The 17,061-nt window shown below is 45.0% G+C and carries 11 protein-coding genes; 5 read left to right on the top strand and 6 right to left on the bottom strand.

Features of this window, described 5'->3' with window-relative positions; all coding sequences use genetic code 11:
• Positions 1-221: 221 nt before the first annotated feature.
• On the bottom strand, positions 222-974 hold the full coding sequence (locus ABDV94_RS10780; RefSeq protein WP_343747183.1) for a T9SS type A sorting domain-containing protein: 753 nt from the start codon (positions 972-974) through the stop codon (positions 222-224).
• Between the two features lie 338 nt (positions 975-1,312).
• Here ABDV94_RS10780 and ABDV94_RS10785 point away from each other — a divergent pair, with 338 nt between their 5' ends.
• From ABDV94_RS10785 to ABDV94_RS10800, 4 genes are all read left to right on the top strand, one after another.
• Positions 1,313-1,825, top strand: coding sequence for a TlpA disulfide reductase family protein (locus ABDV94_RS10785; RefSeq protein ID WP_343747184.1), 513 nt, complete (start codon positions 1,313-1,315; stop codon positions 1,823-1,825).
• A 25-nt stretch (positions 1,826-1,850) separates the two neighbouring features.
• On the top strand, positions 1,851-3,545 hold the full coding sequence (locus ABDV94_RS10790) for a DUF6029 family protein (RefSeq protein WP_343747185.1): 1,695 nt from the start codon (positions 1,851-1,853) through the stop codon (positions 3,543-3,545).
• A gap of 16 nt (positions 3,546-3,561) precedes the next feature.
• Positions 3,562-4,539 carry an Omp28-related outer membrane protein gene (locus tag ABDV94_RS10795; protein WP_343747186.1) on the top strand — a complete coding sequence of 326 codons (978 nt, stop codon included), beginning with the start codon at positions 3,562-3,564 and terminating at the stop codon, positions 4,537-4,539.
• Between the two features lie 138 nt (positions 4,540-4,677).
• Positions 4,678-4,875 (top strand): hypothetical protein, encoded by a 198-nt coding sequence (locus tag ABDV94_RS10800; protein ID WP_343747187.1) that lies wholly within the window; start codon positions 4,678-4,680, stop codon positions 4,873-4,875.
• 82 nt (positions 4,876-4,957) lie between these two features.
• Here the strand turns inward: ABDV94_RS10800 and ABDV94_RS10805 are convergent, their stop codons facing one another.
• Positions 4,958-5,428: a biotin/lipoyl-containing protein gene (locus tag ABDV94_RS10805; protein ID WP_343747188.1), complete on the bottom strand. Its 471-nt coding sequence runs from the start codon at positions 5,426-5,428 to the stop codon at positions 4,958-4,960.
• A gap of 122 nt (positions 5,429-5,550) precedes the next feature.
• On the opposite strand from ABDV94_RS10805, the gene ABDV94_RS10810 reads away from it, so the two are divergent.
• On the top strand, positions 5,551-8,178 hold the full coding sequence (locus ABDV94_RS10810) for a M1 family metallopeptidase (protein WP_343747189.1): 2,628 nt from the start codon (positions 5,551-5,553) through the stop codon (positions 8,176-8,178).
• Positions 8,179-8,572: 394 nt separating this feature from the next.
• Here ABDV94_RS10810 and ABDV94_RS10815 read toward each other — a convergent pair whose 3' ends face one another.
• The 4 genes from ABDV94_RS10815 to ABDV94_RS10830 all read right to left on the bottom strand — a co-directional run bounded on the left by ABDV94_RS10815 (position 8,573) and on the right by ABDV94_RS10830 (position 16,893).
• Positions 8,573-12,025 (bottom strand): hypothetical protein, encoded by a 3,453-nt coding sequence (locus tag ABDV94_RS10815; RefSeq protein ID WP_343747190.1) that lies wholly within the window; start codon positions 12,023-12,025, stop codon positions 8,573-8,575.
• 430 nt (positions 12,026-12,455) lie between these two features.
• Positions 12,456-13,133 (bottom strand): hypothetical protein, encoded by a 678-nt coding sequence (locus tag ABDV94_RS10820; RefSeq protein WP_343747191.1) that lies wholly within the window; start codon positions 13,131-13,133, stop codon positions 12,456-12,458.
• 384 nt (positions 13,134-13,517) lie between these two features.
• Positions 13,518-15,878 (bottom strand): ribonucleoside-diphosphate reductase subunit alpha, encoded by a 2,361-nt coding sequence (locus ABDV94_RS10825; RefSeq protein ID WP_343747192.1) that lies wholly within the window; start codon positions 15,876-15,878, stop codon positions 13,518-13,520.
• 40 nt (positions 15,879-15,918) lie between these two features.
• The gene (locus ABDV94_RS10830) at positions 15,919-16,893 is read right to left on the bottom strand and encodes a ribonucleoside-diphosphate reductase small subunit (RefSeq protein ID WP_343747193.1); all 975 of its coding nucleotides are present in this window, start codon (positions 16,891-16,893) and stop codon (positions 15,919-15,921) included.
• Positions 16,894-17,061: the final 168 nt, after the last annotated feature.

Below are 17,061 nucleotides of genomic sequence, written 5' to 3' on the forward strand. Positions count from 1 at the left end.
TGGAGAATATGTTTCTGTCGTTGCCTGTATTAAGTATCTAATTCCCTCTAATGATCGCCTTTTACAAGAATTCAGGTTCTGGTGCACTAAAAATAAACGCAAAGAGTATAAACCTGTGTAATTCGCGTGATCTGCGGAACAGTTCGACTGAGCTCACGAATTTTCTACAAACAAAAAAGCCGGAACAAACATCCCGGCTTTCAATTTCATGTATCACCAACTTAGTGCTTAATTACCACTCGCTTGGTTTGTACGGCAACTCCTTTTTCAAGAATAGTCACCAGGTAAACTCCATTTTTAAAATCGCTTACGTCTACTTTCTTTGTTGCTCCGGAAACAGATTCGTTATAAACTACTTTTCCTAATACGTCTGTTACTTTCACATCGAAGTTTCCTCCCAATCCCTGAGTTGAAATCGTCATCCAGGAGCTAACCGGGTTCGGGTAAACGGAAAGAGATACTTCTTCCTGTTGTTTGGAAATCGTCGGAGTACTCAATGTTCCCTGGTTGATGATGTAATCAACAGAATCCACTACGACATCGTTTGCATACACGATGAAACGCAACTGAGTTGACCCGTTACAAGGAACTCCTTTCGGATAGTACACGATTTGTGTTGACGGAGTCAGATTCGTCAATGTCGGAGACATGTAATCAGGACTGTTGATGTCCCAGCATGTGTTCTGGTAATCATCATCCGGATTCAACTCGCTGCACAACTGGTACGTATAACAGTTGTTCGGGTTTACTCTCAATACACGTACTTTGGACGTAATGCTACCAGTGCTTCCGGTAACACCCAATTCAAATTTGAAATGGTATTCCGGGTTTGTTCCGTTATTGATCACGATCGTATCACCGGATTGAATGGCAGCCCCTCTTGTACCGTCGAATTCATATAAGGTATATGTCTGCGCCGTAGAAACCGATGCAGTCAGCAACATGATACTTAATAAGGAGTATAATTTTTTCATATTCAGATTTTCTAGTTTTCACAAATATATAATAGTCCGAATTTGAAAACAACCTCTTCAAATAAACTATCAATTCGTAAGATTACAATTTTTTTGCCAAAAAAACAATGCCAGGAATAACAATACTGCCTCTTTTTTGATTCAAATGTTTGTTTTTTCAATTAAACGGTTTAGTTTTCACCGAAAACTGCATTTTTAGGATTACAATTCTTTTTACGAGCTTAACATTTTTTAGGAATACAAGAGTACGAAGGAACACATGTTTAAAATTGTGTTAAGGAAAAGGTATCTTTGACTATCCGGCATGGATCTTGAAACTGTATGCTAAAATATAAACTATGAAAAAAATTGCGTTCTTATTATTGGGCCTGGTGGTTTCTACCTTATCCATGGCTCAGGATGACCACCAAACAACAATCGTAAAACACCTTCCTTCCGTTAAACTGGTTGATATGAACGGGAAAGCTGTCAACACAGCAGAACTCGGGTTCAAAGGACCTGTAGTGATCTCTTTCTGGGCAACCTGGTGTTCTCCGTGCAAACGCGAGCTGAACACCATCCACGAATTGTATCCTGACTGGCAGGAAGAAACCGGTGTAACGCTGGTTGCAGTAACTATCGACGATGAAAAAACAAAAGCCCAGGTTCCGGTTTATGTAGACGGAAAGGGGTGGGAATATTTGGTTTTGATGGATCCGAACGGAGATTTCAAACGTGCAATGGGTGTGAATAACGTACCGCATACATTCCTGGTAGATCAAAAAGGAAATATCGTTTACTCACACAACAATTATTCTCCCGGAGACGAAGAGAAGTTGTACGAGGAAATCAAGAAATTAGTTCATAAGTAGCCACATAAGCCATTTACTATTATAGATGAAAAACTGGATTTTAGGAATCTGCGCATTGTCCGGGTCGCTCACAGCACTCGGACAATCGAATTTATTAGGGAACATCACCGGGAATATGGAGGCGACTTTTCAGTATCTGAAAGCGGATCCGTTGATCGGGGCTGACCAGCCCGTTGAACGGGGCCTTCTGAATTCGTATATGAACGTCTTCTATTCGGGATCGCATTTCAAGGCGGGAATCCGGATGGAATCCTACCTCCCGAGAATCAACGGGTATCCGAACAGATTTGACGGAACCGGTTTGGGAATGCGCTACGTAGGATGGTCAAACGACTATATCGACATCACCGTGGGGAACTTCTACGAGCAATTCGGAGCAGGAACAGCTTTTCGTGCTTACGAAGACCGCAACCTCGGTTACGATAACGCGATGGATGGTGCCCGCGTAATCCTGCGTCCGTATAAAGGAGTTCAACTGAAAGCGGTATACGGAAACCAGCGTTATTCCTTCCAGGGAGGAAGCATCGTAAAATCCTCCGGTCTTACACGCGGCGTTGATTTACAGCTCCACGTGAACGAGTTATTCCCAAAACTGGATTCCACCGGTTTGGATGTGACGCTTGGCGGTTCATTCATGAGCAAGTACCAGAAAGACGATAACGATTTGTATGTATTGCCTGAGAACGTGGCTGCTTACAGCGGTAGAATCGGGTTGCGCTACAAGAAATTCACCCTGAACGGGGAATATACACACAAGGACAATGATCCGAGTGAGGACAACGCATACATTTACAATACAGGGCATGCCGCTTTGATCAATCTCGGGTATTCCCGCAAAGGATTGGGAATTTCGGTTTCTGCCAAATCCGTTGATAACATGAGCTACCGCTCCGACCGCACAAAAGGCCTGGCGGATTTGTTTATCAACTACCTGCCTGCGATGAACAAGACGCATACCTATAACCTGGTTGCAACATTGTATCCTTATGCGACACAGCCTTTGGGAGAAGTTGCATTTCAGACGGAAGTGCTGTACACGATCCCAAAAGGAAAGGGCGGCGGAAAGTATGGGATTCCAATCAACATCAACTATTCCACTGCATTCCTGCCAATCAGACACACAACAGGTTACGGCCTTCCGGGAGATTCTACCCGTGTGGCATACAAGGGAAATCCGTTTGACAAATCAGATAGTTTGCTGTGGCAGGATATCAATGTGAACGTGACTTACAAATTCAATAAGAATTTCTACATGATCGCTTCCTATTTCAACATTGCGATCAATAACGACGTTTCCAAAATCACGGAAGATGCACACGGAATCATCAATGCACACATCGGGGTGATTGAAACCGGGTGGAAAATCAATAAAAAACACAACCTGCGCGCCGAAGTACAAGCGTTGTTTACAACCAACAAACGCATGGCAGGGTTTAACTACCAAACCGGTAAAGACAAAGGCGACTGGGTGACGGTGGTATTGGAATATACCATTTCGCCTAACTGGTTCTTCGGATTTATGGACCAGTACAACTACGGAAACCCACACAAGGATTTACGCGTACATTATGCAATCGGGTCGTTCGGTTGGATTAAAGATGCAACCCGCGTAACGTTGAACTACGGTAGACAACGTGCCGGATTGTTCTGCGTGGGTGGTGTGTGCCGATTTGTACCTGCATCGAACGGGTTGACTGTTTCGCTGACACAAAGTTTCTAATTAATACGTTTAGAACATGAAAAAGATTTTTATTGTCGTTTCGGTCCTTGCAACAGTACTCGCTTCCTGCGACAAGGTAACGAATGCCTATCCTTCAAACCCGGTTTCCAGTACCCTGGACTGGAGTCTTTATCCTGACGGAGATTCTGCACATTACATGTCTCAGGGATTGTGGCCGACATTTTCTCAGAATACCAATACGGATCGGAATGTACTGATTGAAGATTTTACGGGACACCAATGTGTGAACTGCCCCGCATCTACTGCCAACATGGAACAGCTGATCGCAACGAATCCTGCCCGCATTTACGGAGTTGGAGTTCATGCAGGCCCAACAGGTCTGACCGGATTCCAGGTTACATCTGCGGCATATCCTACCGTATTGTATTGCGACGCGGGGATTGAGATCGGGAAACACTTCGGACAAGACATTTCAGGATCTACATTTCTTGGAAACCCGGCTTTCTGCGTCAACAGAACAAAAGCAAACAACCAGTTTACATCCAATGCCGGAAGTGCTATTTCAAACAAAACGAATACCTGTCTGGCAAGTAGTCTGAAAATCAATATCCAGGCTGTGGCGAATTACTTCCCGTCTACACGCGGAGTATTCCTGCACACAGAGGTCGACAAAATAGACGCGTCTCTGACCAGCGATCTGGGCCTGGTGGTTTACCTGATCGAAGATTCACTGGTTGCACCGCAGCTGGTTCCAACATCTATGGATCCGGACGGAAGCCCGGGTGATCCGAACACTCCTGACGGAAAATACGAGGCATACGTACACCGTGACATTCTGCGCGGCTGTATCGACGGAAGAACATTCGGAAGAGTTCTAACCGATGCAGATAAAGGAAGCAACGGCAAATATTTTGTGAGCTACTCTTACCGTTTGCCGGATCAGTACAACGCTGACAACATGAAATTGTATATCTACGTTTACGATAAAACAACCGAAGAAATTTACCAGGTGATCGAAAAACACCTTCATTAAAATTTAACATCCCCTGTATCGAAGCGTGTGTCTGGTTATCCCGGGCACACGTTTTTTGTTAAAGGAACTTTTAACATTTTCTAAATACCAAATCCGGAAAGTGATCGTTATATTAGATGAAATTTTAAACAAAACCCCATGTTTGAACTGACTAAAAAAATTCTGGTTCGGGTAAGTTTCGACCCACTATTATTCCAAAAAGAATTGTCCAAGTCCATCAAATGGATGACGGACTCTGAGGAAATTCAGCGCTTGAGGGAATGGTGCATCAAAGAATTTGGATCTATGTACCCATCCATTATCCAAAAGGCTTTTTCGCCACAAAAGGTTAAATAACGTATTTTTATAAATGACTAACGGCTCCTTATGGGAGCCGTTTTTATGTTGATCTGTTTGGTTTCTGAAGGATCTGTTTCTCTTACTCGAATTCGATCAGCAGACCACCTTTGTCTACTACATCCTGCGGATTCACCGCAATGGCTTTCACCACTCCGACTCCTTCTGCTTTGAGTACGTTCTCCATTTTCATCGCTTCCAAAGTCAGTAACGGATCACCCACTTCGATTGACTGACCAATTTCTACAGCTACGCTGACGACTCTTCCCGGCATCGGTGCTTTCAGCTGCTTCAATTTGCGCAGTTTCGGCTTGTCCATTCCCAAAGAAGCAATCAGCTCATCCAATGGCCCGCCTTTTTTCACTTCAAATACCCGGTGGTTCAATTTGAGGATCAGCACCCCTTCTTCCATCCGGTTCGACATCACCTCGCCGCGGAATTTTTTCCCTTTGTATGTGATTGTAAAAAATTGCTGGTCTTCCCAACGGATATGAACCCCGTCTCTGTTAGCGTGAAGGACTTCTCCGTCCGATGTCCAGTTAGCTATTTCCATCTGTAAGAATTTTGTGGCAATAATACGAACTATTTGTCCATTCATCTAGAAAAAGATTGCAAAAAAACCATAGTTTTCTATATTTGCTCTTCAAAATATTCAAGAATCATATTCGCCCCGAAATGAAGAAAATATGTTATCTGGTTGCGCTGGTTTTAGTGGCTTGTCAACCGAAAAAGTCTGGTGCTGAGCACGCAGCAAGTCAGAGCAATACTGCCCAGTCAGGTACGACAACCGCTATTGCCAACCCGAAGGATGACCAGCCGAAAGTATATCACGCTTCCAGAACAGTCCTGACAGATTTGATCAATACCAAACTGGAGGTATCTTTTGATTGGAGCAAATCCTGGCTGATCGGGAAAGAAACGCTTCAGGCAAAACCGCATTACCGTGCTTCCAATACCTTGGTTCTGGATGCAAAAGGAATGGAAATTAAAAGTGTTTCCATGTCCGGGAAAACATGTGCCTTCGATTACAAGGAGGATGTGTTGACCATCACACTGGATAAAACCTATGCGCGGGATGAGAACTATACGGTAGTGATCGATTACATTGCCAAACCGGATGAGCGCAAAATCGGTGGTTCGGATGCGATTACCAGCGATAAAGGTCTTTACTTCATTAACCCACGCGGCGAAGAAGCGAATAAAATGCCTCAAATCTGGACGCAGGGAGAAACAGAATCGAATTCGGTTTGGTTCCCAACGATTGATTCTCCGAATTCAAAATCAAAACAAGAAATTTACATCACCGTTCAGGATAAATACGTCACGCTTTCCAACGGGAAATTGGTTAGCTCTACCAAGAATGCAGACGGTACGCGCACAGATTACTGGAAGCAGGAACTGGCACACGCACCCTACCTGTTCATGATGGGAGTTGGCGAGTTCAAAGTGGTGAAAGACTGGTATACCCGTCCGGACGGAACCAAAATGGAGGTCAACTACTACGTAGAGCCTGAGTGGGAAAAAGACGCGAAAGCTATTTTCGGTGAAACTCCTGCGATGATCGGGTTCTTCTCCCAATTGCTCGGAGTGGACTATCCGTGGGATAAATATTCTCAAATCGTCGTGCGTGACTACGTTTCCGGAGCGATGGAAAATACCGGAGCGGTTGTTTTCGGTGAATATGCTTATAAAACACAGCGCGAATTGCTGGATGAAAACGATAATTCAACGATTGCGCACGAGTTGTTCCACCATTGGTTCGGTGACCTGGTAACGTGTGAATCGTGGTCTAACCTGACAGTGAACGAATCATTCGCGAACTATTCTCAATTCCTGTGGGACGAACACCGCTACGGGATGGACGAAGCAGAATTCCAGGCATTGCAGGAAGCTGCGGGTTACTTTGCATCTGCTGATCAGGGCGGATACCACAACCTGGTTTGGTTTGATTACAAATCCCGCGAGGACATGTTCGACGGACATTCTTACAACAAAGGCGGGCGTATTCTGCACATGCTTCGTAAATACATCGGTGACGATGCGTTTTTCCGCGGCTTGAAAAGTTATTTGAAACAAAACCAGTTTAAAGCGGCAGAGTTCCACAACCTGCGTCTTGCCCTGGAAGAAACAAGCGGAGAAGATCTGAACTGGTTCTTCAATCAATGGTATTTAGGAAAAGGACACCCGATCCTGGATGTTTCTTACGCAACAAATACTTCTGACAATACGGTTTCCGTAACCGTGAATCAAAAACAAAAAGCGGAATTCGGATTGTTCAAATTACCGGTTGACGTAACAGTTTACGATGACCGTGGAGCTACCACAGCACGCTACTGGTTCAACGATGAAAGTACGACGGTTTCCATCCCGACAAAAGGAACGGTGAAAAACGTAATCTTTGATGCGGAAGCAGCGCTTTTGTGCAAAATGGAGGAGAAAAAAGATGCTTCCTGGTATGCTTACCAATGGAACAACTCCACTCACTACCTGCACCGGAAACAGGCTTTGCAAAAAACGCCGGCAAGTTCTCCTGAAGCAAGCCGAATCGTGATGGAAGCACTGAAAGATTCGTTCTGGGATATCCGTTCTACTGCCATTGATAAAATCGGGAAAATGAACAGCGATACCAAAACAACTGCGGTTGCCCGCTTGAAGCAAATGGCAGGCACTGATTCTGTTTCTTCTGTTCGTGTTGCTGCAATTACGGCATTGTCCGGATTGCTTTCTGCACCGGAACTGGAGCAATTGTGCACGGAAATGCTTCAAAAAGACCAATCGTATTCTGTGATGAGTGCTGCGCTGGCACAACTTTCCAAAGTGAATAACAAAGCAGCTTTGGAAGCATGTAAGAAACTGGAAAAAGAACCTTCCGGGAAAATGCAGGCAGGAATTGGGATGATTTATGCGAAATACGGAAATGCGGATCAGATTTCATACTACGAAAACCTGTTCAAATCCAATACCGTTAGCGGGTTCGACCGAATCGGCGTATTGAATTCATTGACGTACTTCTCTTCCCGCCAGGAACCGAAAATCCAGCAGCGTGCTTTGACAATCTTCCAGAGTGAATACAAAACCGGCGGCATGTATACGCAGATGTTCATGCCTCAATACATCGGTTATTTGAAAGACAACCTGCAAAATTCCATTGAGAAGTACAAAGCAGAGGAGGAAAAGGCGAAAAAAGACGGAAATACGAATGCTGCGGATATTGCCCGCGGAAAACGTATGGAAGCAGAAGCGCTGATGACTGAATACACTAAAATGATCGCGACGTTCCCGAAAGAGGAAAAAGGACATTAAGCAATCACGATTTTATAACGGAAGACCCTTCATATTGGAGGGTCTTTTTTGTTGGTACGCGATGCATCGGGGCATATGTACTATTCACACCCAAACCCTTTCTAGAATGCTATAGTAATATGTTTTACCGCAAATGCACAAATATTGGAGGCGCTTACCAGTCGCCTCTTTACTTTGTAAACACTGAAAAATCTGTGTTTACCTGGTTCAAAAGCGAGTGCAGCCTGTCCCGATTTCTTTCGGGAGTAGCCGAGCTGAAAATTTGCGCATTTGCGGGAATAATTAAGTATGGGTGTCAATTGTGATTAATTTCCGATGCATCACGTCCCAACAGATTCTGATTTTCAACTGGCGACTGAGCGGAGTCGAAGCCGCCCTTTGAACATTTTATCTCTTAAAAGAATGCTTTCACCTCCATTCCGCCGGCGTGGATCACTTTGTTTCCTTCGCTCTTGCGGCCATTGTACTGGATGGAGATCTGCAGGTTTTTGGATAAGGATCGCTGATATCCCATACTCCAAACATAGTTTACTCCCGGTTTCAGTGCTTCCAGTAACTCAAATCCGAGCGGTGTATTCGAATCCCCGTGGAAAGCAATCCGGATAACGTTAAACTGTCCCTGTAAACTTCCTTTCTGGGTTTGGTTGAATTTGCCGGTCATCCCGATATCGTAAATGTCTGCTCCTTCCCCGCCCAGGTTCGCTTCGTTTTTCTTTCGTACAATCCGCCCGTCGACGCTGAAGCGCAATGCGGTAGTCGGCTGATAAATAAATGACGGTTTCACCTGCCAGTAGTGCAGGCGGTAATTCCGGCCTGTGGTGTAATCTACAGAAGATGTTTTCAGACCGGTTTCAAACTGCGATTGAAAGCTGAACTTCTTCCTAATCGTAATTCGGGCATTGACTTCATGAGATTCTTTCGTTTTCCCGTCAAAACCGGTCGCCAGGAGCGTTTTTGTTTTTGTACTCTCATAGCTGTAATCTCCACCTCCGATGTTGTTCGTCCGGTTGAAATACAGGGTCGTTTTGATGGCATTTGCGGTACTGATCAATGAATTGTCGTCGATATTCCCGACAAACGGATTGTATGCTCTTGCACCGTCGAATACATTGGTTTTCCGCTGCAATCTGAAACGTGTCTGCGATGAGAATCGCGAAACCACTTTCCGGAACCCCGTTTTACTTCCCCACACGCGTTCCGGACGAAGCATCAGCGACTGGTTGTACTCGTTCGAATACGTCTTGATGTAGTCGTTGGAAGGTGTAAATACGCGGATGTAGCTCGCCTGGTCAGCATAAGCCGCAATTTCAAATTCATTCAGATCCTTGACCCCGTCATTGTTGTAATCGATCCAGGTATACACACCCTGTCCGTCATTCACTTTGATATAGATGAATTCCTTTTTCTGCTCCAATCCGGCTCCTACTTCGTAGAACGTGGTCAGGTTCACAGCTCCTTTCCAGAATTTGATGTCGTGGTCGATCCGCCCGTTCGTCGTATTCTCGGGAGCCTGGGTAATCAACGTGGTATCCAGGATTTTCAGTTCACGGTAGTTTGCCACCACATACAAGCGCTGATTCTTCCAGTTGGTTTTCGTCCATTCCACCCGGAACGTTCGTGCTTTTGCCGCATCTTTCAAACGCACACTGTCTGATTTTCCGTCTATTCTTTCACGGTAACTCAGCTGTATTTCTCCCGAAGAGGTATCTCCGATCGCCAGGTAACCCTGGTAGTCGAAAAAGCGGTAGGATTGCAGGCTCAAGAGAGAATCTCCCTGCACAAAACTGTTCCATTCCTGGTCGTCTTTGTACCCGATCCGTACTTTTTTGATTTGTTTCGAAATATCTGCTCTGTGGCGGATAAACTGGTTGGTATTCACGTTTTTCGAACTCAGGTAACTTGCGTCAATATTGACATTGAAACCACTTTGTCTCCAATTGGTCACAAACTGGGTGCGCAGACCGGAGAAGTCCGATCCGATTTTGTATTGCTGCGCATTGATCCCGATCTTTCCGTAGCGTTTATTCTCGATGCTCGTACCAAGGGTTGTCAAAACCTGGTTCCCGGTATAATTCATATTCCGTGTGTTCCAGTCGCGGTCAAACTCCACGGTACGGTATTGCTCAATCGGTTTGAAATACGGATCGAGCATTTCTATTTCCACTTGTTTCTGCCAGTTCCAGGCAGGGATGGAATCCTTCCCGAAAGGATTGCTGTGTTCGATCCTTGTCCGCATGGAAAATCCCCGGTCGTCGAAGCGATCCAGGGTCGAAAACGTATTCTTGTCGTAGCCGCTCATTCCCAGTTCTGTGGTCATTTTTAGCCTGTTATTCACACGGTAAGTTGCTCCGGCGGTGAATAATTGCTGGCGTTTCGGCGTAATGATCAGGGAGATCGGGGCATAATCCCCTACAGATACACCTCCGACCGGTTCCACCCATTTGTAGACCCGACCTATCGCATTGAACTTTTCAAACACGTAATCTCCTTTTCCCGGCCCCACATAGGAAAACTGCACCTTGTAGTATGCCAGGTTTTGCTGTACGGAAGCCACCAATACGCTGTCAAAACCGAGTGAATCGATCATTTTATACATCACCAGGTTTTCCGAATATCCCACCGAATCAACCGTGGTATAACGCGCCAGCTGAATGCTGTCTCCGATCTCGGAAAGGAGTTTCTTCTGTGAATCGGTGAGGTTTTGCTGCAAGGGCTGGTTTTTGGCATCTTGTTCCGAATAGGCATTCACCCACCAATCCAGCTTCTTACTTTGTGCCGTGGTTGAAAACTGGAAGAGCGAGCGGGCGTAATTCTGATCGGAATACTGGAATTCAACCACGATCCGGATGTCTTTGGTAATCAGGTTGCGTGCGGTGAATGTCAGCTCCGAGGTATTGTAATCAATGATGTAATCAAACTCTTGTCCGCGGGTCATTAATTTCCCGTCGACGTAAACGCGTTCCGTTCCCGACAAAATGATGATATACGGTTCGTTTTCGCTTCCTCTCAGGCGGTAAGGCCCCTGGTTTCCTTCTACTCCCTGGATAATCTGCCGGTTGAATTTCCCTTTCGAAAGTGCGCCGCTGGCCTGGGTTTTAATCGTTCCGGTTTTGTCTTTCTTCCAGAAATATTCTCCTGTCAATCCCTGTCCGCGCTTCTTGTAAGTCAGGAAATAACCGTCCGGTTTGCTGATCCAGAAATCCCCCGCTGTCAGTTTGAACTGGTTGTTGAACAACTGGATAAAAACCTGGTCGAATTCCTGCAGTTTATTGGTGTTTCCTTCCGGCTGGATCGGCAGGTTATCGTCTGTCACAGAAGCCAAAACTTGTAAATTTGGTGCCAGATACCCGGAAAGTTCCAGGTTCAGGGAAGAGTTGACAGACAAATCCTGGCGGTTTCCGAAGGTGATTCCGCGGGAGATACTTCCCGATTTCCGGAGTCCGTTTGCTCCCATCAAATCAAGCGGTTCAACCGTCGGGGTGATCAGGTATTTATCCCGGTCTCCTTTGTTTTCCGTGTAAATCATGTTGGTATCGCGGAGCTGGTAGCTTCTCCCGAAGGAAAAAGGCAATACGCGGTAAGAAACCTGGAGTTCATCTGAACAGGATTCGTAGAGCTGAAGTGTTCCTTTCGCATAGTCTACGAGGTATTGATACGGGAGTAAAATGCGATCCCCACAGCGCACAATCAAGGAATTCGGGGCAATACTTAGGGAATCCAATTGTACCACGGAACTGGTCGCCGGAATCGTTTTTTGACGGTACGCGTTTTCCTGTGTCCAACCTTGAACCCAACAAACCAATATGCTGATCAGCAATAGAAGTGCGACCCGTACAGCGTGCATCATGCTAAGGTACTAACGTTTTAAGTGCTTCGCTAGTATATCTTTCTGAATTTTACTTCGCAAGAAAAATTTTGACACACAGCATTCTTCAGTCTCACACCAAGCTCTTTTGAAAAAAGGCGAAATTTATATTTACCGCAAATGCGCAAATTTTTAGCTCGGCTACTCCCGAAAGAAATCGGGACAGGCTGCACTCGCTTCTAATAGTATAAATGCTAAATGTTATTGTTTAAAGAGTAAAGATGCGACTGGTAAGCGCATCAGATATTTACGTATTGTAGGAAAGATAAAGAGTTTCTGCTAGCAGGAACTGAAATTATGAATCATACAAGTACTTTTTGTAGTCACCTGATTAAAGTACATAAATCCCCCTACCGGTCGCCTCTCTTTCCTTTATAGATCAAAATCACTAGTGTTTGTTGAAAAAGCTTTTTTAAACAACTGATTTTCTTTCCAAAAATGATTTCCCGGATGTTTCAAGGGCTTCAAGGCGTTTGGCAACTTCGAGGCGGCCTTCGCTTCCATTGGTTGTGATGTAATCCAGCTCTTCCAGGGTCAGTAAGGTCACATTCACCAAACGGATTGTTTCCAGCGATAATTGCAGGCGGGAAGGAACTTTCCGGGAAGATAATCCCAGCAACACTCCAGCGCGTCCGTGTTCGTTCAAAAACGCTTCGGGAACGGTGCAATGGTATAATTCCGTTGAAACATATCCGTATTCTTCGATGATGGACGCGATATTCGGGTTTCCGGCAGCCAGTTGCGCGGCCTGGTACACCACGGAGAACTGCCAGGAAGATTTCACCTCATCAAAAGAGGTCAGCTGTTCGTTACATTCCAGGTAAAATTCACAACCAATTCCGTTGTAGGATTGATTCTCCGGGTTTTCATCAAAGTCATTGTAGGGATCGCTCAGTCCATCGGATGCGAGGATTGTTCCGGCAGGAGTTTCCACGATCACAAAAGCCTGGCGTGTAGAAGGCCATTCCGGACCGCCCATGAATGCCGGATTGATCAGGTGCGTAATCACATCGGAATGCAATTTCCCGATACTGTTCCAATGGTTTTCGCGCAATTTAGCGGATTGGTCAAAATGTGCTTCGTAGTTCATTTTTGGTTGTGTATTTACGTGTCCTAAAAATAGTGAAATTACTGCCGCATGGTGTATTTCTCCGGCAATATTGCTCCTGTGTTCTCGATACTCCCGTCAATCCGTTACGCTGCTTTTCGGGAACTCGCACTGACATGAGCAGAAATGTCCGGACACTCGAGGCGACACAACAAAAGCAACTCAAACCAACATGAGTAATCGGACATAAAAAAATCCCGCGGGAAAACCCGCAGGATTGGTATGTGTAACATCATAAAAACGGCACAATTATTAACATCACACGTTCTTATTCAGGTTTCAAAGAGAACACATTTGCCTTCGGCGAATATTGCTCTGCTTTTGTTCCAAAAGTCAATTCTTTCAAGAATTGAGTAGGATTACATCCTACCCAGAGCACATTTCACATCCATCAGGATTATCCAGTGAACATGCAATGGCTGCCTGTTGTTCTTCAATCGTTGCTTGTGAAGGTTCTTCAGTTACTGCTTTGTCTACTGTGAACTTGATTGCATCTGTTGCTGCTTTTGTTCTCAGGTAGTACATTCCTGTTTTCAACCCTTTTTTCCATCCGTAGAAGTGCATGGAAGTCAATTTTCCGAAGTTTGCGTTCTCCATGAAAATATTCAATGACTGTGACTGACAGATGTATGCACCGCGGTCTGCAGACTGATCGATAATTGCTTTCTGAGAAATTTCCCAGGCAGTTTTATACAGATCTTTGATGTACTGCGGAATCTCGTTGATGTTTTGTACGGATCCGTTGGATGCCATCAGTTTCTGGCGCATGTCTTTGTTCCACAATCCTTCTTTCACCAGGTCTTTCAGCAAGTGCTTGTTGACGATGATGAATTCTCCGGACAATACACGGCGGGTGTAAATATTGGAAGTATATGGCTCGAAACATTCGTTGTTTCCAAGGATTTGAGCTGTTGAAGCTGTCGGCATCGGAGCAAGCAGCAAAGAGTTGCGCACACCGTGTTTTTTCACTTCTTCTCTCAATACATCCCATTCCCAACGGTCTGTAGGAGTTACTCCCCACATGTCGAACTGGAAGATTCCTTTTGATACCGGAGATCCTGCGATTGTTTCGTATGGCCCTTCTGCAATTGCCAGGTCTTTGGAAGCTGTCATTGCTGCGTAGTAGATCGTTTCGAAGATCTCACGGTTCAATGCTTTTGCTTCTTCAGATTCGAATGGGAAACGCATCATGATGAATGCATCTGCCAATCCCTGAACTCCCAATCCGATCGGACGGTGACGCATGTTTGATTTGCGTGCTTCTTCTACCGGGTAGAAGTTTCCGTCGATGATGCGGTTCAGGTTAATCGTTGCCTGGTACGTTACTTCGAACAATTTGTTGTGATCGAATGTTCCGTCTTCCATCACGAATTTCGGCAAAGCCAATGAAGCCAGGTTACATACTGCGATCTCATCCGGTGCAGTGTACTCGATGATTTCCGTACACAAGTTGGAAGACTTGATGACTCCCAGGTTTTGCTGGTTGGATTTCGAGTTTGCCGCATCTTTGTACAGCATGTATGGTGTTCCTGTCTCAATTTGTGACTCCAATACTTTGAACCACAAATCCTGAGCTTTGATCGTTTTACGACCTTTTCCTTCTGTTTCGTATTGCGTGTACAATGCTTCGAATTCAGCTCCGAATGTTTCAGAAAGTCCCGGGCACTCATGCGGACACATCAAAGTCCAGTCTCCGTTTTCTTCCACACGTTTCATGAACAAATCCGGAATCCACAATGCATAGAACAAGTCACGTGCACGCATTTCTTCTTTTCCGGTATTCTTTTTCAAATCCAGGAAATCGAATACGTCAGCATGCCAGGGCTCGATGTACATGGCGAAAGATCCTTTGCGTTTTCCTCCACCCTGGTCTACGTAACGAGCTGTGTCGTTGAATACACGCAGCATCGGAACGATTCCGTTGGATGTACCGTTTGTTCCTTTGATGTAGGATCCGGTAGCGCGGATATCGTGGAGAGCCAAACCAATACCTCCGGCAGACTGGGAAATCTGAGCGCATGATTTCAAGGTCTCGTAAATTCCTTCGATACTGTCCTCTTTCATGGTCAACAAGAAACAAGAAGACATTTGCGGTTTCGGCGTCCCTGCATTAAACAGGGTTGGCGTAGCGTGGGTAAACCATCCTTCAGACATCAGGTTGTATGTCTTGATTGCCTGTGTCAGATCGTTTTTATGAATTCCAACAGCTACACGCATCAGCATTTGTTGTGGTCTCTCAGCGATTTCGCCGTTGATGCGCAACAAATAGCTTCGGGTTAAGGTTTTGAATCCGAAGTAATCGTAACGGAAATCACGATCGTAAATAATACTTGAATCCAACAACTCTTTGTTATTCTGAATGACTTCGTACACATCATCAGCAATCAATGATGCGCGCTGACCTGTTTTCGGGTCGATATACTTGTACAGGTCTTCCATCACATCGGAAAACGATTTTTTCGTTTCCTTGTGGAGATTCGACACCGCGATACGGGATGCCAGCAAGGCATAGTCCGGGTGGTCGATTGTTTTAGCTGCTGCAACTTCAGCTGCTAAGTTATCCAAAGCGGTCGTCGTTACTCCATCATAGATTCCTTCGATCACTTTCATGGCAACAGCCTCAGGCGAAACTAGCGGGTCCAGCCCATAACACATCTTCACGATGCGCGCAGTGATTTTGTCAAATTTCACAGCCTCTTTTCTCTCGTCTCTTTTAATTACGTACATAGCGCTCTATTTGGGTTGTTGTTATTGGTAATATAATGCATTAAAAATCTTCGTCTAAACTAAACGTTTGGTTCTCCTTGTTCGCCATAACACCTGCTTTCTGGTATTCTGCAACGCGTTTTTCGAAGAAGTTGGTTTTACCCTGAATGGAAATCATATCCATGAAATCAAACGGGTTGGTTGTATTGAACACTTTCTGGTTTCCTAATTCCACCAGCAAGCGATCAGCCACGAACTCGATGTATTGCGACATGAGTTCCGCATTCATTCCGATTAACTTCACAGGAAGAGCATCGGTTACGAATTCCTTCTCAATTTCCACTGCATTCAGGATAATTTCCTGTACCTGCTCTTTCGGGAGCTGGTTGATCAGGTGTTTGGTATACAGCAAACATGCGAAGTCACAGTGCAGACCTTCATCGCGGGAAATCAGCTCATTGGAGAACGATAATCCTGGCATCAAGCCGCGTTTTTTCAACCAGAAAATCGAACAGAATGAACCGGAGAAGAAGATTCCTTCTACTGCTGCAAATGCCACCAAACGCTCTGCAAAAGATCCGTTATCGATCCAGCGCAAAGCCCAGTCTGCTTTTTTACGCACACAGTCTATCGTTTCAAGGGCATTGAACAAGTGGTTTTTCTCATTCGTATCCTTGATGTAGGTATCAATCAACAAGGAGTAGGTCTCAGAATGGATATTTTCAATCGCAACCTGGAACCCGTAAAAGAACTTCGCTTCCGTGTACTGCACTTCAGCCAGAAAGTGCTCTGCGAGGTTTTCGTTTACAATTCCGTCGGATGCTGCAAAGAATGCCAAAACGTGTTTCACAAAATGACGCTCATCGTCATTCAGCTTCGTTTCCCAATCAATTAAATCCGGCGACAAATCAATCTCTTCAGCGGTCCAGAAACTCGCTTCTGCCTTTTTATAAAAAGACCAGATATCGTCATGTTGAATCGGGAATAACACGAATCGATTTTTGTTTTCTTCTAAGATTGGTTCTACCTGTCCCATTGTTAATTTGTTTTTTTTAAAGTCAATATTTCCTATGCCATGGTCATTTCACAACCACGGATGAATTTGTATCGGTTTCAAATTTTTAGTTAGTTTCCCCTTTATTTTTAGTCGAGTGATTCAACTCCTTTTCTGGTTAAAGGGGCTTACAAAAATTGTCAAAATTCT

It is taken from the genome of Fluviicola sp., from assembly GCF_039596355.1.
In the GTDB taxonomy this organism is placed as follows: Bacteria; Bacteroidota; Bacteroidia; order Flavobacteriales_D; family Crocinitomicaceae; genus Fluviicola.

Coding starts and splice junctions, on each gene's coding strand:
- ABDV94_RS10830 (WP_343747193.1), bottom strand. CDS start 16,893: ATGGGACAGGTAGAACCAATCTTAGAAGAAAACAAAAATCGATTCGTG.
- ABDV94_RS10790 (WP_343747185.1), top strand. CDS start 1,851: ATGAAAAACTGGATTTTAGGAATCTGCGCATTGTCCGGGTCGCTCACA.
- ABDV94_RS10825 (WP_343747192.1), bottom strand. CDS start 15,878: ATGTACGTAATTAAAAGAGACGAGAGAAAAGAGGCTGTGAAATTTGAC.
- ABDV94_RS10780 (WP_343747183.1), bottom strand. CDS start 974: ATGAAAAAATTATACTCCTTATTAAGTATCATGTTGCTGACTGCATCG.
- ABDV94_RS10815 (WP_343747190.1), bottom strand. CDS start 12,025: ATGATGCACGCTGTACGGGTCGCACTTCTATTGCTGATCAGCATATTG.
- ABDV94_RS10810 (WP_343747189.1), top strand. CDS start 5,551: ATGAAGAAAATATGTTATCTGGTTGCGCTGGTTTTAGTGGCTTGTCAA.
- ABDV94_RS10800 (WP_343747187.1), top strand. CDS start 4,678: ATGTTTGAACTGACTAAAAAAATTCTGGTTCGGGTAAGTTTCGACCCA.
- ABDV94_RS10795 (WP_343747186.1), top strand. CDS start 3,562: ATGAAAAAGATTTTTATTGTCGTTTCGGTCCTTGCAACAGTACTCGCT.
- ABDV94_RS10785 (WP_343747184.1), top strand. CDS start 1,313: ATGAAAAAAATTGCGTTCTTATTATTGGGCCTGGTGGTTTCTACCTTA.
- ABDV94_RS10805 (WP_343747188.1), bottom strand. CDS start 5,428: ATGGAAATAGCTAACTGGACATCGGACGGAGAAGTCCTTCACGCTAAC.
- ABDV94_RS10820 (WP_343747191.1), bottom strand. CDS start 13,133: ATGAACTACGAAGCACATTTTGACCAATCCGCTAAATTGCGCGAAAAC.